14 protein-coding genes and 1 other annotated feature are annotated in these 20,724 nt (G+C 30.8%); of the genes, 7 read left to right on the top strand and 7 right to left on the bottom strand.

The genetic code is table 11. The annotated features are described in order from the left end of the window. The first annotated feature begins 16 nt into the window (after positions 1-16). Together ATCC9714_RS00925 and ATCC9714_RS00920 are read left to right on the top strand one after the other, a co-directional pair. Positions 17-1,891 carry an NADH-quinone oxidoreductase subunit NuoF gene (locus ATCC9714_RS00925; protein WP_057545553.1) on the top strand — a complete coding sequence of 625 codons (1,875 nt, stop codon included), beginning with the start codon at positions 17-19 and terminating at the stop codon, positions 1,889-1,891. Positions 1,892-1,904: 13 nt separating this feature from the next. Continuing rightward, the gene (locus ATCC9714_RS00920) at positions 1,905-3,677 is read left to right on the top strand and encodes an NADH-dependent [FeFe] hydrogenase, group A6 (RefSeq protein ID WP_057545552.1); all 1,773 of its coding nucleotides are present in this window, start codon (positions 1,905-1,907) and stop codon (positions 3,675-3,677) included. A gap of 34 nt (positions 3,678-3,711) precedes the next feature. On the opposite strand, the gene hprK is transcribed toward ATCC9714_RS00920, so the two are convergent. From hprK to ATCC9714_RS00900, 4 genes are all read right to left on the bottom strand, one after another. Further along, complete coding sequence (hprK, locus tag ATCC9714_RS00915; protein ID WP_021130215.1) at positions 3,712-4,656, bottom strand: HPr(Ser) kinase/phosphatase; 945 nt, start codon at positions 4,654-4,656, stop codon at positions 3,712-3,714. A 17-nt stretch (positions 4,657-4,673) separates the two neighbouring features. Further along, a complete protein-coding gene (gene uvrC / locus ATCC9714_RS00910) occupies positions 4,674-6,482 on the bottom strand; it encodes an excinuclease ABC subunit UvrC (protein WP_057545551.1) in 1,809 nt (602 codons plus the stop codon). 114 nt (positions 6,483-6,596) lie between these two features. Beyond that, entirely contained in the window at positions 6,597-8,252 is a 1,656-nt protein-coding gene (locus tag ATCC9714_RS00905) for an ABC transporter substrate-binding protein (RefSeq protein WP_057545550.1), read from the bottom strand. Between the two features lie 186 nt (positions 8,253-8,438). Further along, positions 8,439-10,121 carry an ABC transporter substrate-binding protein gene (locus tag ATCC9714_RS00900; protein ID WP_057545549.1) on the bottom strand — a complete coding sequence of 561 codons (1,683 nt, stop codon included), beginning with the start codon at positions 10,119-10,121 and terminating at the stop codon, positions 8,439-8,441. Positions 10,122-10,426: 305 nt separating this feature from the next. On the opposite strand from ATCC9714_RS00900, the gene ATCC9714_RS00895 reads away from it, so the two are divergent. The 5 genes from ATCC9714_RS00895 to ATCC9714_RS00875 all read left to right on the top strand — a co-directional run bounded on the left by ATCC9714_RS00895 (position 10,427) and on the right by ATCC9714_RS00875 (position 14,915). Next, positions 10,427-10,783: a DUF3899 domain-containing protein gene (locus ATCC9714_RS00895; protein WP_057545548.1), complete on the top strand. Its 357-nt coding sequence runs from the start codon at positions 10,427-10,429 to the stop codon at positions 10,781-10,783. 125 nt (positions 10,784-10,908) lie between these two features. After that, on the top strand, positions 10,909-11,853 hold the full coding sequence (locus ATCC9714_RS00890; protein WP_038294206.1) for an ABC transporter permease: 945 nt from the start codon (positions 10,909-10,911) through the stop codon (positions 11,851-11,853). After that, positions 11,853-12,914: an oligopeptide ABC transporter permease gene (gene opp3C / locus ATCC9714_RS00885; protein ID WP_057574372.1), complete on the top strand. Its 1,062-nt coding sequence runs from the start codon at positions 11,853-11,855 to the stop codon at positions 12,912-12,914. The genes ATCC9714_RS00890 and opp3C overlap by 1 nt, the downstream gene beginning before the upstream one ends. 11 nt (positions 12,915-12,925) lie before the next feature. After that, a complete protein-coding gene (locus tag ATCC9714_RS00880) occupies positions 12,926-13,966 on the top strand; it encodes an ABC transporter ATP-binding protein (RefSeq protein WP_057545547.1) in 1,041 nt (346 codons plus the stop codon). Further along, the gene (locus ATCC9714_RS00875) at positions 13,959-14,915 is read left to right on the top strand and encodes an ABC transporter ATP-binding protein (protein ID WP_054629809.1); all 957 of its coding nucleotides are present in this window, start codon (positions 13,959-13,961) and stop codon (positions 14,913-14,915) included. Before ATCC9714_RS00880 ends, ATCC9714_RS00875 begins: the two co-directional genes overlap by 8 nt. Positions 14,916-14,953: 38 nt before the next feature. Here ATCC9714_RS00875 and uvrA read toward each other — a convergent pair whose 3' ends face one another. The 3 genes from uvrA to ATCC9714_RS00860 form a co-directional block, all read right to left on the bottom strand. Continuing rightward, the gene (gene uvrA / locus ATCC9714_RS00870) at positions 14,954-17,782 is read right to left on the bottom strand and encodes an excinuclease ABC subunit UvrA (protein WP_057545546.1); all 2,829 of its coding nucleotides are present in this window, start codon (positions 17,780-17,782) and stop codon (positions 14,954-14,956) included. A 31-nt stretch (positions 17,783-17,813) separates the two neighbouring features. Continuing rightward, complete coding sequence (uvrB, locus tag ATCC9714_RS00865) at positions 17,814-19,781, bottom strand: excinuclease ABC subunit UvrB (RefSeq protein ID WP_155485745.1); 1,968 nt, start codon at positions 19,779-19,781, stop codon at positions 17,814-17,816. Positions 19,782-19,981: 200 nt separating this feature from the next. Then, entirely contained in the window at positions 19,982-20,398 is a 417-nt protein-coding gene (locus tag ATCC9714_RS00860; RefSeq protein ID WP_021121960.1) for an acyl-CoA thioesterase, read from the bottom strand. A gap of 238 nt (positions 20,399-20,636) precedes the next feature. After that, positions 20,637-20,724: a sequence feature (5S ribosomal RNA rRNA prediction is too short), on the bottom strand.

The raw sequence follows: 20,724 nt of genomic DNA, 5'->3' as shown, positions 1-20,724 counted from the left end.
TAAAGGGGGGGAATATATGAGTCAAATAAAATCATTTGATGAGTTAAATAATCTAGTTAATAAATTAAAGCCAAATCTATCTTTAAGAAATAATCTCAAACAAAATAATAATAAAAAAGAACTGCTAGTTTGCGGTGATACAGGTTGTAGAGCTGCTAATAGTATGCCAATTATAGATAGTCTTAAACAAGAAATAAAAAATGCAGGTTTAGAAGATCTTGTTTCTGTATCTTTAACAGGATGTTTCGGATTCTGCGCTCAAGGCCCGATTGTTAAGGTTCATCCTGATAACGTTTTCTATGTGAAAGTCCAAGCCGATGACGCCAGAGACATAGTTCAAGATCATCTTATTGAGGGGAAACTTGTAGATAGACTTCTTTTTATTGAACAATCTGAAGAAAAAAAGGTTAAATCTTCAGATGATATGTCTTTTTATAAACAGCAAATGCGTATAGCTCTTCATAACTGTGGATATATAAATCCAGAAAAAGTTGAAGATTACTTAGCAAATGATGGTTATTTAATGCTTGGTAAATGTCTAACTGAACTTAAACCTGAAGAAGTTATTGAAGAAGTAAAAGTTTCTGGCCTAAGAGGTAGAGGCGGTGCTGGATTTCCTACTGGTATAAAATGGGAAGCTACTAGAAAATCTCCTTCAAATCAAAAATATGTAGTTTGTAATGCTGATGAAGGTGATCCAGGTGCATTTATGGATAGATCTATATTAGAAGGAGACCCTCATAAAGTTTTAGAAGCAATGGCTATATGTGGATATGCAGTTGGAGCTGATACTGGATATATATATATAAGAGCAGAATACCCTCTTGCTATAGAAAGGCTTAAACTTGCTATAGATCAAGCAAATAGTTTAGGTGTACTTGGTAAAAACATATTAGGTACTGATTTTAATTTTAACATAGAACTTAAATATGGCGCTGGGGCTTTTGTTTGTGGTGAAGGTACAGCTCTAATGCGTTCAATAGAAGGTAATCGTGGTGAACCTCGTATGAAAACTTATAGTTCTACAAAAAAAGGGCTTTGGGATGTTCCAACTTGTTCTAACAACGTAGAAACTTTTGCAAATATAACTCCTATAATTAAAAATGGAGGTCAATGGTATAAAAATATAGGTACTGAAAAATCATCAGGTACTAAGGTTTTCGCCTTAGGCGGAAAAATAAATAATGTTGGTCTTGTTGAAATACCTATGGGAACAACTTTAAGAGATGTAATTTATAACATAGGTGGAGGTATTCCCGATAATAAAAATTTCAAAGCTGTTTTAACAGGTGGTCCATCAGGAGGATGTATACCGACTGATTATCTAGATACTCCTATAGATTTTGATAATTTAAATGCTCTTGGATCTATGATGGGTTCAGGTGGTATGTTAATACTAGATGAAACTGACTGTATGGTTGATATAGCTAAGTTTTTCTTAGGATTTACTGTCGAAGAATCTTGTGGTAAATGTACTCCTTGTCGTATAGGAAATAAGAGATTATTAGAAATTTTAACTAAAATAACAGATGGCAAAGGTTGTGAACAAGATTTAATAGACTTAGAAAATTTATCTAAAACAATAGTTAGTACCTCTTTATGTGGATTGGGCAAGTCTGCTCCTAACCCAGTTTTAAGTACCCTTAACTATTTCTATGATGAGTATAAGGCTCATGTAGTTGATAAAAAGTGTCCTTCAGGAAAATGTCAGGCACTATTAAACTTTGTTATAACAGATTCTTGCATAGGTTGTACAAAGTGTTCAAAAATCTGTCCAGCTGGATGTATAACTGGAAAAGTTAAAGAAAAACATGAAATTGATATTACTAAATGTCTAAAATGCGGTGCTTGTATGGATAACTGTAAATTCAATGCAATAATTAAGAAATAAAGGGGGATAATCAATGAGCTTAGTTAATTTAACTATAAATGGTAAAGCTGTATCTGTTGAAAATGAAACGACGATACTTGATGCAGCTAAAAAACTTAATATAAAAATTCCTACGCTTTGTCATCTTCATATGGATGAAATAAATATGCATAATAAATGTGCATCTTGTCGTGTATGTATGGTAGATACTAAAAGAGGTTTAGTTCCAGCTTGTGCAACAAATGTACGTGAAGGAATGGAAGTTCAAACAAATACGGCACGTGCTTTAAATGCTAGAAAAACTGTTGTAGAACTCTTGTTATCAGATCATCCTCAAGATTGTCTTGTATGTGAAAAAAATGGAAACTGTGAACTTCAAAATATTGCACAAGACCTTGGAGTTAGAGATATAAAATATAAAGGGGTAAAAACTAATCTAGGTATAGATAATTCAAGTAAATCTATCGTAAAAAATCATGATAAATGTATACTTTGTAGAAGATGTGAAACTATGTGTACTGAAATACAAAAAGTTGGAGTTTTATCAGGTGTTAATCGTGGATTCGAAACAATGGTGTCAACATTTTTCAATGAAGATATGAGTGAGAGTAATTGTTCTTTCTGTGGTCAGTGTGTGGCTGTCTGTCCTACAGGAGCATTAACAGAGGTTAATAATATAGACTTAGTTTGGAATGAGCTTGATAATAATGAAAAAGTTGTTGTTGTCCAAGTTGCACCAGCTGTTAGGGTTGCCTTAGGTGAAGAGTTTGGACTTAATCCAGGTGAGGTTACAACTGGAAAAATTGTATCAGCTCTTAGATTACTTGGATTTAAATATGTATTTGATACTAATTTTGCAGCTGATATAACAATAATAGAAGAAGCTTCCGAGTTTATACATAGGTTAAAAGAAAACAAAAACTTACCGATACTAACTAGCTGCTGTCCAGCTTGGATTAACTACTTAGAACATCACTATCCTGATTTATTGAATTTAGCTTCTAGTTGTAAATCTCCTCAAAATATATTTGGTGCAGTAGCTAAAAACTACTTCTCTAAAAAAATTAATTTAACACCAAATGATATAACTGTTGTATCTGTTATGCCTTGTATAGCAAAGAAATATGAAGTTGCTAGAGAAGAACTTGGAAATAATGGAATTTCAGATGTAGATATATCTATAACAACTCGTGAGCTTGCTAAAATGATTAAACAAGCTGGTATAGATTTCTTAAGTCTTGAAGATGGAACTTTTGATAGTCCAATGGGAGAATCTACAGGTGCTGCAGATATATTTGGTGCTACTGGTGGAGTTTTAGAAGCTGCTCTACGTACATCTTATGAATGGGTTACTGGAAATAATTTAGATTGTGTTAATTTTGAATCTGTTAGAGGTTTTGATGGAATAAAGGAAGCTAATATCAATATTGATGGAACAATTGTAAATGTTTGTGCTGCTAGCAGCCTAGGAAATGCTAAACAAATAATGGATGAAGTTAAATCTGGAAATTCAAAATATCAAATAATTGAAATTATGGCCTGTCCTGGTGGATGTGTTGCAGGAGGAGGTCAACCATATCATTGTGGTGATTACAATAAAATAAAAGCTAGAGCTCAAGGCCTTTATGGAATAGATGCTGGCAAAGAAATACGAAAGTCTCATGAAAATCCATCTGTAAATAAGTTATATGATGAGTTTTTCGGTGAACCATATAGTAACTTAGCTCATAAGTATCTTCATACTCATTACTTTGATAAAAGTGATTTCTTTAAAAATAGTGAAGAACTTGCAGAAGTTACTGATTAATAAATAAAAGGTGTGATATTATATATCACACCTTTTATTTATGCTTATTATCTATTAAAGTAGCTAATTTCTTAGTAAATTCTTTTGCAGAATCATATCCCATTCTCTTTTGTCTAAAGTTCATAGCTGCAACTTCTAAAATCATAGATGTATTTCTTCCTGGTTTTACTGGAACAACTAACTTTTCTATATTTATTCCAAGTATTTCTTCATACTCTTTATCTAGTCCAAGTCTATCGTAATATGTAGTATCATTCCATGATTCAAGCCTTATAACTAAATCTATAACCTTTGAATCTTTAACAGCCCCAATACCATACATACTTCTAACATCTATTATTCCTATCCCTCTAATTTCCATAAAGTGTCTAAGCACCTCTGGTGATTGACCCATGAGTATATTTTCATCAACCTTAGTTATTTCTACTGCATCATCAGCAATCAATCTATGCCCTCTTTGAATAAGTTCTAATGCAGTTTCTGATTTACCAACACTACTTTCTCCTCTAATTAAGACCCCAACACCAAATACATCAACTAAAACTCCATGAATTGTTGTCATAGGAGATAGTTTTGAATCTAGATAATTTGATAATTTATTTATTAATCTTGTAGTATTTCTTTTAGTCGCTAATACTACTCTATTATGTTTCTTTGCCATTTCAATAACATCTTCATTAACAGTAAGCCCTCTAGTAACTATTAATGCAGGTACTTCATAACTAAAAAATTTATCTAATACAGTCCTTCTTATTTCCTCATCCATATGGCTAAAATAAGTGTATTCCGTTCTACCTACTATCTGTATTCTATCGTAAGTAAAATGTTCGAAATATCCAGCAAACTGTAACCCCGGTCTATGAATATCTTGGTAATGCACATAATATTCAACATCATCAGGCATGTAAATAACATCAAGCCCGATATCTTTAACTAATTCTCTAACCGTAACTGGCCTTTCACTTCTTTCACTATCCATAATATATTTGCTCCTTTTTATGATTTTAAAAAATTATAAACATTTTCTGCTGAAGTCTTATTCATTCCCTCTACTTCTAAAAGTTCATTCATTGTAGCATTTTTTATTTCATCTATATTCTTAAAATGACTCAACAGCGCTTTCTTTCTTTTTTCTCCTATTCCTTGTATATCATCTAGAATAGATTTTGTCAAAGTTTTATTTCTTAAGCTTCTATGATATGATATTGCATAGTTATGAACCTCTTCTTGTATGCTTGCTACAAATCTATACAAATTAGAAGTTTTATCGAGTTCAATTTCTTTTTCCTGGGAAATTAATCCCTTTGTTCTATGTTTATCGTCTTTATACATTCCCCAAAGTGGAATTTCTACATTATGTTTATTTAAAACCTTTTTAACTGAACTTACTTGACCTTTTCCACCATCTAGTAAAATTAAGTCTGGCAAGTCTCCATATTTAATTCTTCTTTCTACAATTTCTGCCATTGAATCATAATCATTTGGTCCTATAACAGTCTTAATCTTATATCGTCTATACTCTTTCTTATCTTTTTTACCATCAGTAAAAACAACCATAGATCCTATTGAATCAACACCTTGGATATTTGAAATATCAAATGACTCTATTCTCCTTGGAATTTTTTCTAAGCCTATTATATTCTTTAATTCTTCTAAGGCTCCTATACTCTTTCGATACTTTAATTTATTCATATTTGAAAACTTCTCTAGGTACTCAACTGCATTTTTTCTAACCATTTCTATTAGACTTTTCTTCTCACCTTTTTGAGGAACTCTAATAAAAACTTTTTGTCCTTTTTTATCCGACAACCACTCTTCTAATATAAAACTATCTTCAATATCGCTTTCTATTAAAATTTCTTTTGGTATATAGTCTTGGGCCATATAAAACTGTTTTACAAATGAAGAAAGTATTGATTCTCTTGTGCTATCCATAATACCTTCTAATATATAATGTTCTCTCCCAACTATCTTTCCATTTCTTATAAAAAATACTTGTACGCAAGCTTCATCATGAGCTCTTGCCATAGCTATAATATCTTGATTTAAATCAGATGTAATAGAGTCAATTTTTTGTTTTTGTGTCATTTCTTCTAAACTTTTAATTTTGTCCCTGTACATAGCTGCATCTTCAAAGTTAAATTCCATTGCACATTTATTCATTTTTTCTTTTAATAAGTCTATTAAATGTTCTTCTTTTCCAGATAAAAATAAAATTATTTCTTCTATCATTTTTGAATATTCCTCTTTGCTTACCTCCCCTGTACACGGTCCAACACATTTTTTGATATGTTTATTTAAACAGGGCCTTACCTTATTTTTTATAGCTCTTTCAATATCTATATTACAAGTTCTAATAGGATATATATTTCTTATAATTTCTAAGGTGTCATTAACAGCAGTTGTATTTGTATATGGTCCAAAATATTTAGCTTTATCCTTTATTACTTGTCTTACCTTTAATACTCTTGGAAAGTCTTCGTTTACTGTTACTTTTATATATGGATATGTTTTATCATCTCTAAGGAGTACATTATATTTTGGCCTATACTCCTTTATTAAACTACATTCTAATATTAGTGCTTCTAATTCTGAATCCGTTATTATATATTCAAATTTATATATGTTTTTAACCATAGACTTAACTTTAGATGTATGATTTTTTGAAGATTGAAAGTATTGTCTAACTCTATTTTTAAGGGAAATTGCTTTACCTACATATATAACTTTGTCATTTTCATCTTTCATTAAATAAACTCCTGGTTCTGATGGAAGTTTTTTTAATTGTTCTTGAATATCAAACATTTTTTCACCTCGATATTTAAAGTTTATATATAAATTATACCCTAGTTTAAAGCTTAATAAATTATAAAGTATAAAAGAAAAGACACCTATAACAGGCGTCCTTTCTTTTATACTCTATTTACCTTTTCCCCCATTAACTTCTAAGAAGAATGTACCTGCATCCTTTCTTGTTTTAAATTCTGGAGAATCTTTATATTTATCAACATTTTCAGAACTTAATCCCACTATGTCTATACTTCCTGTCTCATATAAATTAAGAGCTGCATTTGGATCTTTTACTATTTTAGTGTTTACCTTATCTATCTTAACCGTACTAGCATCCCAATATCCAGGATTTTTACTCATTGTATATACATCTTCAATTTTCCAATCACTTAATGTAAATGCTCCGTTATAAACAATTTTATCATGAGATGTTCCATAATCTTGACCAAATTGTTCTACAACTTTTTGATTTTGCGGCAAGAATGATTTAAAGAACATTAAACTATCAAAATAATGAACAGGTCTTACTAGATCAACCTTTAGTGTATAATCATCTACTGCTTTTATTCCCACTTTATCTGCACTATCTGTTTTACCTAAGTTATAATCCTTAGCTCCCACTATATCGTACATAATAAACCCATAAGTAGATGCAGTTGCCGGATCTAATGTTCTCTTCCATGAATATTCAAAATCTTTTGCTGTTACAGGATCTCCATTTGACCATTTAGCATTTTTTCTAATTTTAAATGTCCAACTCTTTCCATCTTCTGATTTTTCCCATGTCTCTGCTATACCTGGTGCAAGTTTTCCGTCCTTATCTAATTTAACTAACCCTTCCATAGTATTCATTAATACTTCTGAAGATGCTGTATCCGAAGCTTTACTTGGATCTAATGTAGGTATATCAGATACTGCAGTTATATTTAATTCTTTTTTACCTTCCCCTAATTCAACCCAGTAATATATATTGTTAACTCCAAATGCAGGAGTAAGTCTTCCACTTACATGTGGTTTTTGTAAATATGAAGCTCCTGATTGAGTAAGAGGTGCTAGGTACCCATCCTCTAGCATTAACTTCTCAGCCTGTGCAAACTTATTCCAGCTTTCTTCTTGACTTCCAGCTGTCTTAGCTTCTTCTATAAGCTTATCATATTCTGGATTGCTATATCCCGTATTCACAGCATATTTTACTCCGCTTTGCATAGTTTCTAGGAATGTTAATGGATCAGGGTAGTCTGGAGACCAACCTGAATAAGCTAAATGGAAATCTCCTTTATCTTCTAATGCTAGTTTTTGTTTAAACGGTTGAGATTTAACTTCTACCTTTAATCCTGGTAAGGCATTTTGAAGTTCAGCTTGCATAAATTCAGCCTGTCTTTTTCCTGTTTCAGAATCAAATGTTAATAGTTCTAATGTTACAGTGTCAAACCCAACTTCTTCTTTTGCTTTTTCCCATAATTTTGTGGCTTCTTCTTTGTTATATGAATATCCCATTTCACCAGCAACTTCTCTATAATCTTTACCTTCCTCATTAAATGCTAACCCCTCAGCTACTATATAATCAGCTGGAATAGTTCCATTGTTTATTATAGTTTCACACATAGTTTTTTTATCTATTGCCATAGATATTGCTGCCCTAGCATTCTTATTTGCAAGCACTTTATATGGATCTCCTGTTGATCCTCCGTTACTACTTGACCCGTTACTTGTACATCCCACCATAGTCATTATAGATAATGCAGTTGTTACACTCATAACAGCCATTTTCTTTTTTAGAACCATAAAACATTCCCCCTTAAAAAATTGAGTTTTAAGTAGCATAATGTATATATAATATGTGTTTTTATATTATATGCAGTAAAATTTGTCCTTAATGATTAAATTTAAATAAATATAGCTTAAAATTTAAATTTATAAAATAAAAAATACCTATGTATAAATATACATAGGTATTTTTTATTTTATAAATTATTTACTTTTTTCAGCTTTTCCTCCATTTACTTGGAAGAAGTAAGTTGAAGCTTTTAAATATGTTTTAAATTCAGGAGAATCTTTATATTTATCAACATTTTCAGAACTTAACCCGACTATATCTATACTTCCTGTTTCGTATAAGTTAAGAGCTGCATTTGGATCTTTAACTATCTTTGTATTTACTTTATCTATTTTAACAGAGCTAGCATCCCAATATCCTGGATTTTTGCTCATTGTGTACATATCTTCTATTTTCCAATTACTTAATGTAAATGGTCCGTTATAAACTATTTTGTCATGAGATGTTCCATATTCACTGCCAAATTGCTCTACAACCTTTTGATTTTGTGGCAAGAATGATTTAAAGAACATTAAACTATCAAAATAATGAACTGGTCTTACTAAATCAACTTTTAATGTATAATCATCTACAGCTTTTATTCCTACTTTATCTGCATTATCTGTTTTACCTAGATTATAATCCTTAGCTCCAACTATATCATACATAATAAACCCATAAGTAGATGCAGTTGCTGGATCTAATGTTCTCTTCCATGAATATTCAAAATCCTTTGCTGTTACAGGATCTCCATTTGACCATTTAGCATTTTTTCTAAGCTTAAACGTCCAGCTTTTTCCATCTTCAGATTTTTCCCATGTTTCAGCTACTCCTGGCGCAATTTTTCCATCTTTATCCAGTTTAACCAATCCTTCCATAGTATTCATTAATACTTCTGATGAAACTGTATCTTCAGCTTTACTTGGATCTATTGTAGGTATATCTGATGTACTTGTTATATTAAGTTCCTTTTTACCTTCTCCTAATTCCATCCAGTTATAAATCGCTGGAACTCCAAATGATGGAGTAAGTCTTCCGCTTACATTAGGTTTTTGTAAATACGCAACTCCTACTTGAGTTAAAGGTACTAAATAACCATCCTTTAACATCATCTTTTCAGCTTCAGCATACTTTTTCCAACTTTCCTCTTGACTTTCTGCTGTTTTAGCTTCTTCTATAAGCTTATTATATTCTTCATTTTTATAATTTGTATTAGATGCATATTGTATTCCTGGTTGCATAGTTTCTAAGAATGTTAATGGATCTGGATAATCTGGATTCCATCCTGCGTATGATAAATGGAAATCTCCTTTATTTTCCAATTCTAGTTTTTGTTTAAATGGCTGCGCCTTTATATCGACTGTTAATCCTGGAAGTGCATTTTGTAATTCGGATTGCATAAATTCAGCTTGTCTTTTACTGCTTTCACTATCAAATGTTAATAATTCTAACTTAACTGAATCAAATCCAACTTCTTCTTTTGCTTTTTCCCATAATTTTGTAGCTTCTGCATCATCATGTTTATATCCCATATCTCCAGCTACTTCTCTATAGTCCTTTCCAGCTTCATTAAAAGCTAATTCTTTTGCTACATAATAAGATGCTGGTACACTTCCATTATTAAGTATTGTATCACACATCGCTTGTCTATCTACTGACATAGCTATAGCAGCTCTAGCATTTTCATTTGCAAGTACTTTATATGGATCTCCATCTCCTTTTCCACTACTACTTCCTCCACTAGATGAATTTCCTCCTGTACTACCACATCCAACTAGTGCCATTACAGCAATTGCTGAAGTAGCACACATTACAGCCATTTTTTTCTTTAAAACCATAACACATCCCCCTTATTCTCTTTTACATTTACTAGATTAATTAGATTATAAGATAATTTTCATAAGATGTCATTATTTTTAGAATTTTTATTTTTTTGATTTTTAAATTAAATCTACATGCATATTTATTTTAATATATAATAATTATATTTATACTTTAATATTGAAATACCTTTATTTAAATTTTTTTAATATTATAAAATTTTTATATAAATGATTGTTTTTTAGAAAAAACCGTATTAATATTATATTAAAACCTAACTTGTATAATTTAGTACATAAATTTACGATAGGAGGATTCTTTATTGAAAAAATTCCATAAGCTAATTTTAGCAAACTTAATATTAAGCTTTTTATTTTATAGTTTTAATAATTTTGAAAGATTTTCTTTTATAAATTCATCTTTTGTCATAGGAATGATATATTTATCTATTGGTGTATTCTTTTATGTTACTGAACAAGGAGTTTTCAATTTAACTATTTATGCTTATAACAAAATTAGTAGTCAGCTACAAAGAAATCGAGGAATTTTATCAGATGGACCTATTAGTATCGATGATTACATAAATAAAAGATATCAGTTCACCAACACAAATTCACTTTTGACATCTGGTTTAATCATATCTATAGCTAATTTATTCATAAGTTTTTTAATTTACTAATAAAATTTATATATATATCATAAATATTATTTAATTAAATTAATTTGTTTTTAATTCTGATATTATTCTTAAATTTATCAGAATTTATTTTTAAATAATACTAATTTATTCAAGGGGGTGTAGCGATGGGTCGCTATATTTTAAAACGTCTTACGCTTATGTTGATGACACTATTAATTGTTATTTCCGTAACATTTTTCTTGGTAAGATTATTACCTGGAAGTCCATTTAATGACGAAAAATTAAGTCCACAACAAGTCGAAATGATTAACAAGCAATACGGTCTTGATGCTCCTGTTCCAGTTCAATATGTTAAGTACATGAAAGGTGTATTTACTGGAGATTTAGGAAGATCCTTTAAGTATGACAATAAAAAAGTTGAAGATTTAATAAGTACTCGTTTAAAACCTTCTGCTATGCTAGGAGCTCAAGCTCTAATTATAGGAAGTACTGTAGGATTAACTTTGGGAATAATAGCCGCTCTTAAGAAAAATACATTTTGGGATTACTTAGCTACTGTTATATCAGTTTTAGGAGTTTCGGTACCATCATTTGTGTTGGCAGCTCTTCTTCAATTGTATTTGACAACAAAGCATCAAATTTTTCCAGTTACATGGGGTATGCCTATAGGCTCTGATTTTAGATATGTATGGACAGTACTTCCATCTATCGCATTAGCATTTTTCTCAATAGCAAGTATAGCACGTTTTACTAGAACTGAACTTGTTGAAGTTCTTAATGCTGATTATATAGTAACTGCAAAATCCAAAGGATTAACTAAAGCTGCTGTTATTATAAAGCATGCTTTAAGAAATGCATTAATACCTGTTGTAACTATGCTTGGACCTTTAACAGTTGGATTACTTACTGGGTCTCTAGTTGTTGAAAAGGTTTTCGCAGTTCCTGGTCTAGGAGATTTATTAGTTTCTTCTATAACAACTAACGATTTATTCTGTATATCAGGTGTTTCTATATTCTATAGTGCACTTTATATAGGTGTAATATTACTAGTTGATGTTCTTTATGGAGTTATAGATCCTAGAATTCGTGTTGCAGGGGGGAAAGCTTAATGATAGAAAAGGTTATTATTGATGGAAAAGAAGTTGAATTAACTGCCGATTTATTTGAGATCAGCCCAGCTGATATGACTCAACATGAAGCTATAACTAGACCAAGCTTAACGTTTTGGCAAGATGCTAGAAAAAGATTGTTTAGAAATAAAGGAGCAATTACTGGATTGGTAATTTTATCTATAATATGTTTTCTTACTGTATTCGGTCCTCTATTCAATAAATATACTTACGATCAACAAAATCTAAGTCATTCAAAACTACCTCCAAGAATTCCTGTTATATCTTCTCTTGGAATAATGGATGGGACTAAAAAGGAAACTAGCTATGATGGAAAAGTATCTAAAGTTGATGTTTATGAAAGAAAAGGTCTTGGGGATGATGTTAACTATTGGTTTGGTACTGATGATTTAGGACGTGATTTATGGACTCGTACTTGGAGTGGTGCCCGAGTTTCTTTATTTATAGCTATCTTAGCTGCTGTTTATGACTTATTAATAGGTGTTACTTATGGTGGTGTTTCTGCATATTATGGTGGAAAAGTCGATATGTATATGCAACGTTTTATAGAAATTTTAACAGGTATACCTAGCTTAGTTATATTAACCTTATTTATATTAGTATTTGAGCCAGGAATTCTATCTATGTCACTTGCAATGGCAATATCCGGATGGACTTCTATGTCAAGAATAGTTCGTTCCCATGTTCTTAGAATTAAAAACCAAGAGTTCGTTTTAGCTTCTAGAACATTAGGTGCTTCTGATAAAAAAATAATAATTAAACATTTATTCCCTAATATAATTGGACCTGTAGTTGTTATGATGATGTTCTCATTACCTAACGCTATATTCTACGAAGCATTCCTTAGTTTCATAGGTTTAGGACTACAACCTCCATATGCATCATTAGGAGTATTAATAAACGATGGATTTAAACAACTTCATACAAATCCTTATATGATGTTTATTCCATCAGTAGTTATATGTTTATTAATATTTAGCTTAAACTTACTTGCAGATGGCTTAAGGGATGCAGTTGACCCTAAAATGCGTAATCAATAGTTAGAAAGGGGATGAGTTTTTTGGAAAATGAAAAATTGTTACAAGTTAAAAATTTAAAAGTTCACTTCAAAACTTTCGGTGGCGAAGTTCAAGCTGTAAGAAATGTTACTTTTGATTTACATAAAGGAGAAACCCTTGCTATAGTCGGTGAATCTGGTTCCGGTAAATCTGTAGCCTGTAAGACAATAATGAGGATAATGTCTTCAAATGCAATTATAAAGGAAGGTGACATATTATTTAATGGCAAAAATTTAACTAAACTTCCTGAAAAAGAAATGGAATCTATAAGAGGTAAAGATATTGCAATGATTTTCCAAGACCCTATGACTTCACTTAATCCTACAACAACTATAGGAAAACAAATTGCTGAAGGAATTATAAAACATCAAGGTTTGTCCAAAGATGATGCTATGAAAAAAGCAATAGAACTTATAGATCTTGTTGGTATTCCTTTCCCAGAGAAAAGATCAAAACAGTATCCTCATCAATTCTCTGGTGGTATGCGTCAACGTATAGTTATAGCTATAGCTCTTGCTTGTAATCCAAAAATATTAATAGCAGATGAACCTACAACTGCTCTTGATGTTACTATACAAGCTCAAATTCTAGAGTTAATAAAAGAAATCCAGAAAAAAACAGGAGTTGCTGTTATATTTATAACTCACGATCTTGGAGTTGTTGCCAATATGGCAGATAGAGTTGCTGTTATGTATGCCGGTAAAATTATAGAAGTTGGGACATCTGATGATGTTTTCTATAATCCTCAGCATCCATATACTTGGGGACTATTAGCTTCTATGCCTAGCTTAGATATAGGTGATAATGATTTATACAATATTCCAGGTACTCCTCCAGATTTAATGAATCCTCCTAATGGAGATGCATTTGCTCTTCGTAATGAAAATGCATTAAAAATAGATTTTGTAGCTGAGCCACCTATGTTTAAAGTAAGTGAAACTCACAGTGCCGCTACATGGCTATTACATCCACTATCTCCTAAGATAGAAAGACCTGCTAACTTAGGAAGAAAGAAGGTGTCTTCAAATGACTAAGAAAAAATTATTAGAAGTTAAAAATCTTAAACAGTATTTCCCTATAGATAAAAATAGTGTTGTTAAAGCTGTCGATGATATAACTTTTCATATATACGAAGGTGAAACTTTTGGTCTTGTTGGTGAATCAGGATCTGGAAAATCAACTACTGGTAGAGCAATAATACGACTTTATGATCCAACTGCTGGAGAAATAATATTTGATGGTAAAAATATATCTAATCACAAATTAGATAAAGATGTAAAAGCTTTCGTTAATAAAAATATGCAAATGATATTTCAAGATCCTATGGCCTGTCTTAATCCTCGTATGACTGTTATGGATATAATAGCTGAAGGCCTTGATATACATGGATTATGTAAAAATAAAGAGGAAAGAACTAAAACTGTATATGAACTTTTAAGAACTGTTGGTTTAAACGAACAACATGCAGGTAGATATCCTCATGAGTTCTCTGGAGGTCAAAGACAGCGTATAGGAATAGCTCGTTCTTTAGCTATTCAGCCTAAGTTTATAATAGCAGATGAACCTATATCTGCACTTGATGTGTCTATACAAGCTCAAGTTGTAAACTTATTAAGAAAATTACAAAAAGAAAAAGGTTTAACATACTTATTTATAGCTCATGACCTTTCAATGGTTAAGTATATAAGCGATCGTATAGGAGTTATGCATCATGGAAAATTAGTAGAGTTAACTACATCTGAAGAACTCTATGCTAACCCACTTCATCCTTATACAAAATCATTGCTATCTGCTATACCGCTACCTGACCCTGAGCATGAAAGACATAGAGTTCGTATAAAATACGATCCTAAAATGCATGATTATTCTGAGCATAAACCTAAATGGCTTGAAATAAGACCTGGACATTTTATCTTTGGCTCAGAACCTGAATTAGCTCAATATGAAAAGGAAATATCTCAAAGGGAAGCTACAAGTAAATAGAAAATAAAAAATGAGGATGAAAATTCATCCTCATTTTATTACTTATCAAAATATCTTTTTAAGAATAACCCAGTATATGAACCTTTTATTTTAGATACTTCTTCAGGAGTACCCGTTGCAATTATCTTTCCACCTTTGTCTCCACCTTCTGGTCCAAGGTCAATTATATAATCACATGTTTTTATAACATCCAGGTTATGTTCTATAACAACAATAGTATTTCCTGTGTCAGCTAATCTTTGTAATACGCTTATTAGCTTATCAACATCTGCCATGTGAAGTCCAGTTGTAGGTTCATCTAATATATATAAAGTTTTACCTGTAGGTCTCTTACTTAATTCTGTAGCCAACTTAATTCTTTGTGCTTCTCCACCTGATAACTGAGTTGATGGTTGTCCTAATTTAATATATGAAAGTCCTACATCCATAAGAGTTTCTAGTTTTCTTTTTATTGATGGTATATTTTCAAAGAAATTAAGTGCTTCTTCAACATTCATATCTAGTACATCAGCTATTGTTTTATCTTTATATTTAACTTGTAACGTTTCTCTATTGTATCTTTCCCCTTTACATATTTCACAAGGAACATATACATCTGGTAGGAAGTGCATTTCGATTTTTATTATACCATCACCTTTACAAGCTTCACATCTTCCACCTTTTACATTAAAGCTAAATCTTCCTTTTTGATAACCTCTTGCTTTTGCTTCATTAGTTGATGCGAATAAGTCTCTAATTAAGTCAAATACACCTGTATAAGTAGCAGGATTAGAACGTGGAGTTCTACCAATAGGACTTTGATCTATATTTATTATTTTATCTATATTTTCTATTCCTTTTATTTCTTTATGTTTTCCAGGTCTTTCCCTTAATCTATTTATCTTAGTTGCTATTCCTTTGTATAAAATATCATTTATTAATGTACTTTTACCAGATCCAGAAACACCTGTTATACATGTAAATTTACCTAATGGGAATTTAACACTTATATTTTTAAGATTATTTTCGCTAGCTTTAACAATTTCTAAGAAATTGCCATTACCTTCTCTTGTAGTCTCTGGAATAGGTATAACTTTCTTTCCACTTAGATACTGTCCTGTTAATGAGTTTGAATTTCTAAGAATTTCATCTAAGACTCCCTCTGCAACAATTTCTCCTCCATGAATTCCAGCTCCAGGACCAATGTCTACAATATAATCAGCTTCTCTCATAGTATCTTCATCATGTTCTACTACTATAAGAGTATTTCCTATATCTGTTAAATGTCTTAAAGTTTTAATAAGTCTATCATTATCTCTTTGATGAAGTCCAATACTAGGCTCATCTAGTACATATAATACACCTACTAAGGCAGATCCTATTTGAGTTGCCAACCTAATACGTTGAGCTTCTCCTCCTGATAATGTACCTGCTTTTCTTGATAGTGTTAAATAATCAAGTCCTACATCTCTTAAAAATGATGCTCTCCCTTTTATCTCTTTTAAAATTTCATGGGCTATAAACTTTTGTTTTTCTGTTAAATTTATATTCTCAACAAAATCTATAAGTTCATTAACTGAATAATCAGTAACTTCCATTATATTTTTATTATCTACTAAAACTGATAAAACTTCTTTTCTTAATCTATTTCCCTTACATCTAGGGCAAGGTCTTTCTGCCATAAACTCTTCTATTTTATCTCTTGAATACTCTGAATTAGTTTCTCTATATCTTCTTTCTAAATTTACTATTACACCTTCAAATGGAGCTTTGTATAGTCTAGTTCCACCGTATTTAGATTCATATACAAATTCCACCATTACATTATCATGTCCATAAAGTAATTCTTGAACAAAATCATCAGGTAAATCTTTAAATGGAGTGGATAAGTCTACTTTGAATTTTTCCGCTAAGCTCTTAACCATTTTACTATAGTAAGTATCATCATTAGTACCTACTGATCCCCAAGCAGCTATAGCTCCTTGTTTTATAGATAATTCTTTATTTGGAACTACAAGGTCTGGATCTACTTCTTTACTCTCACCTAATCCATTACATACATCACAAGCTCCAAATGGGCTATTGAAAGAGAACATTCTTGGTGATAATTCTTCTATTCCTATTCCATGTTCAGGGCATGCAAATTTAGTTGAATAAAGAATTTCTTCTCCATCAATTATTTGAGCAATAACCAATCCATCAGATAATTTAACAGCAGTTTCTATAGAATCTGCTAATCTAGCTTCTATTCCATCTTTAATAACTATTCTATCAACAACTACTTCTATATTATGTTTTTGATTTTTGTTTAAATCTATTTCATCCGTTACTTCATAGTTAGTTCCATCTAATCTTATTCTAACAAATCCTTCTTTTTTAACATTTTCTATTACTTTTTTATGCGTTCCTTTTTGACCTCTTACAACAGGTGATAATATCTGTAATTTAGTTCTCTCAGGAAACTCCATCATTTTATCTACTATCTCTTGTACCGTCATTTGACTAATCTTCTTACCACAAGTAGGACAATGTACTTCCCCTACTCTTGCAAATAACAATCTTAAATAGTCATAAATCTCAGTTACTGTGCCAACTGTAGATCTTGGGTTTTTAGAAGTAGTTTTTTGATCTATTGATATAGCTGGAGATAATCCTTCTATATATTCAACATTTGGTTTTTCCATTTGCCCTAAAAATTGTCTTGCATATGCTGATAAACTCTCCACATATCTTCTTTGTCCTTCAGCATATATTGTATCAAATGCCAAAGATGATTTTCCTGAACCTGAAAGTCCCGTAAAAACTATAAATTTATCCCTAGGTAAAGTTAAATCTACATTTTTCAAATTATGCTCTTTAGCACCTTTTATTATAATTTGATCATTCATAAATTTAAGTCCTTTCATATGATGTTTTTTCTTACTTTAACTTTTCTTCTAATTCTTTTATTTTATCTCTTAATTCGGCTGCTCTTTCAAATTGAAGGTTTTGAGCTGCTTCCATCATCTCTTCTTGTAAATTCTCTATTGATTCTTTTATACTAGACTCATCAGTTTCATTTACGTTTCCATAGATAGCTTCTTCATCTGCAACTACAGTTGCCTCTATCCCTTTTCTTATACCTTTTTCAATTGTTTTTGGAGTTATGCCATGTTCTATATTATAATGCATTTGTATCTCTCTTCTTCTTTTCGTCTCATCTATTGCACTTTGCATAGATCTTGTAATCTTATCAGCATACATTATAACCTTACCATTAGCATTTCTAGCTGCTCTACCTATCGTTTGTATAAGTGATGTCTCTGATCTTAAAAATCCTTCTTTATCTGCATCTAATATTGTAACTAAAGAAACTTCTGGTATGTCTAATCCTTCTCTTAGTAAGTTTATACCCACTAATACATCAAACTTACCCAACCTTAAATCTCTTATTATTTCTACCCTTTCCAAAGTATCTATATCTGAATGTAAATACTTAACCTTTATTCCTATTTCTTTTAAATAATCAGTTAAATCTTCACTCATTTTCTTAGTTAATGTGGTTACAAGTACTCTTTCTCCCTTTTCTATAACTGAGTTTATTTCTCCTACTAAATCATCTATCTGATTAGTTATAGGTCTAACTTCTATAATTGGATCAAGTAACCCTGTAGGTCTTATAATTTGTTCTGCTATAGTAGTTGAATGTTCTATCTCATAAGGACCCGGTGTTGCAGTTACAAATAAAATTTGATTTATATTTTCTTCAAATTCACTAAAGTTTAATGGTCTATTATCGTATGCTGATGGTAGTCTGAATCCATTATCTATAAGAGATGTTTTTCTTGATCTATCTCCTGCATACATTCCTCTAACTTGAGGTACAGTTACATGAGACTCATCAACTATAATTAAATAATCATCTGGAAAGAAATCCATTAATGTATAAGGTTTTTCACCTGGGTTCCTTCCTGTTATATGTCTAGAATAGTTTTCTATACCTTGACAAAATCCAATTTCTTTTAACATTTCTATATCATATCTAGTTCTTTGATCTATTCTTTGAGCTTCTATTAATTTATCATTAGCTTTAAAATAATCAATTCTTTCCTTTAACTCGTCTTCTATCTCAACTATTGCTTTATCTATTCTTTCTTGAGTAGTAACATAGTGAGATGCAGGGAAAATAACTACATGGTTTCTAAGTCCAACAATTTTACCTGTTAAATAATCTATTTCAGTTATTCTATCTATTTCATCTCCAAAAAATTCGATTCTAATAGCTCTTTCATCTGTATTAGCAGGGAAAATTTCTAAAATATCTCCTCTTACTCTAAAAGTACCACGTGTAAAATTCACATCATTTCTTTCATACTGTATCTCTATTAATCTTTTTATAATTTCATCTCTATCTTTCTCCATTCCAGGTCTTATAGAAACCATAAGCTCTTTATAATCCTCTGGATCCCCTAATCCATATATGCAAGAAACAGAAGATATTATTATGCAATCTCTTCTCTCTAAAACAGCAGCTGTAGCTGAATGTCTTAACTTATCTATTTCATCATTTATACTTGCGTCTTTTTCTATATAAGTATCACTATGGGCTACATATGCTTCCGGTTGATAATAATCATAGTAACTTACAAAGTATTCCACTGCATTTTCAGGAAAAAATTCTTTAAACTCACTATAAAGTTGAGCTGCTAAAGTTTTATTATGAGCAATTATCAATGTAGGCTTCTTAACGTTTTTTATTATATTAGCCATTGTGAAAGTTTTTCCTGATCCAGTAACTCCCAATAAGGTAGAAAACTTTTCACCTTTATCTATTGCTTTTGAAATTTTATCTATAGCTTCAGGTTGATCACCTGTAGGTTTATAATCCGATTGAATTTTAAATTCCACAATATCCACTCCTAACCGAACATTAGTTCACTTAATGATATCTTAATTATATCATAGGTTTACATATTTTATCACTCTATATTAATATTCTCTTAATTTACCTATTTTAAATATTTTTATTTTAAAATAGGTAGATTTATTTTTTTATATTTAATATTTATAAAAACCACTTTACTATATAGTAAAGTGGTTTTTATAATTTATTTTCTTAAATTATTAACTCTCTCTAAAAGTTTTATATCCTCTTCTGTTCTTGGTTCTTGTAAAACTAAATTATGTGGCATTTTTACTCCATCCTTATCTACACATACAAAAGTCAAAAATCCTTCAACTATAGTATTACTATCTCTTAAAACTTTACCATAAACAGTTAAACTTGTTTTTCCTGCATAAATAATTTTAGATTTTATATTTATAATATCGCCTTTTCTAATTGGCTTACTAAATTTAACTTCGTGAACCTTCAAACACACTAAATTTTCTGGATGTTTATATTCATTTGCTACTGTTATAAAACAGCTTTCAACAAACCACTCCGTCATTCTTCCTGCAAATAAAGTTCCATGATGGTTTAAGTCTTCACTTTTTACAAGTCTATGTGTATCATAATATTCCATAAAACTCCCCCCTATTGGCTTATATAATAAATATTATACTTAAGCTAGTATATTCTCAATATAAAATCTTATATTTTTCTATTGCATAAAAAATAAGGCCTCTATGGGGGATAGAGACCTTTTAAATGGGGGAGATTGAGTATTTATTTATACTTATATAATGTCCCATTTTTTAATTTATATACATTATTTATAAAATTTTTTCTATTTTTTAAATAAAAAAAGATTACGTGACTACGTCCTACTCTCCCAGGCAGCTTCCCACCAAGTACCATCGGCGCTAAAGAGCTTAACTTCTGTGTTCGGAATGGGAACAGGTGTATCCT

Origin of the sequence: Paraclostridium sordellii (assembly GCF_000953675.1) — a bacterium.
Taxonomy (GTDB): domain Bacteria; phylum Bacillota; class Clostridia; order Peptostreptococcales; family Peptostreptococcaceae; genus Paraclostridium; species Paraclostridium sordellii.
Note: the sequence above shows the minus strand (reverse complement) of the source record. Positions and strands in the feature narration are given on the sequence as shown.

Excerpts from the sequence above, each read along its gene's own strand:
- ATCC9714_RS00925 (WP_057545553.1), top strand. The coding sequence starts at position 17 with ATGAGTCAAATAAAATCATTTGATGAGTTAAATAATCTAGTTAATAAA.
- ATCC9714_RS00920 (WP_057545552.1), top strand. The coding sequence starts at position 1,905 with ATGAGCTTAGTTAATTTAACTATAAATGGTAAAGCTGTATCTGTTGAA.
- hprK (WP_021130215.1), bottom strand. The coding sequence starts at position 4,656 with ATGGATAGTGAAAGAAGTGAAAGGCCAGTTACGGTTAGAGAATTAGTT.
- uvrC (WP_057545551.1), bottom strand. The coding sequence starts at position 6,482 with ATGTTTGATATTCAAGAACAATTAAAAAAACTTCCATCAGAACCAGGA.
- ATCC9714_RS00905 (WP_057545550.1), bottom strand. The coding sequence starts at position 8,252 with ATGGTTCTAAAAAAGAAAATGGCTGTTATGAGTGTAACAACTGCATTA.
- ATCC9714_RS00900 (WP_057545549.1), bottom strand. The coding sequence starts at position 10,121 with ATGGTTTTAAAGAAAAAAATGGCTGTAATGTGTGCTACTTCAGCAATT.
- ATCC9714_RS00890 (WP_038294206.1), top strand. The coding sequence starts at position 10,909 with ATGGGTCGCTATATTTTAAAACGTCTTACGCTTATGTTGATGACACTA.
- opp3C (WP_057574372.1), top strand. The coding sequence starts at position 11,853 with ATGATAGAAAAGGTTATTATTGATGGAAAAGAAGTTGAATTAACTGCC.
- ATCC9714_RS00880 (WP_057545547.1), top strand. The coding sequence starts at position 12,926 with ATGAGTTTTTTGGAAAATGAAAAATTGTTACAAGTTAAAAATTTAAAA.
- ATCC9714_RS00875 (WP_054629809.1), top strand. The coding sequence starts at position 13,959 with ATGACTAAGAAAAAATTATTAGAAGTTAAAAATCTTAAACAGTATTTC.
- uvrA (WP_057545546.1), bottom strand. The coding sequence starts at position 17,782 with ATGAATGATCAAATTATAATAAAAGGTGCTAAAGAGCATAATTTGAAA.
- ATCC9714_RS00860 (WP_021121960.1), bottom strand. The coding sequence starts at position 20,398 with ATGGAATATTATGATACACATAGACTTGTAAAAAGTGAAGACTTAAAC.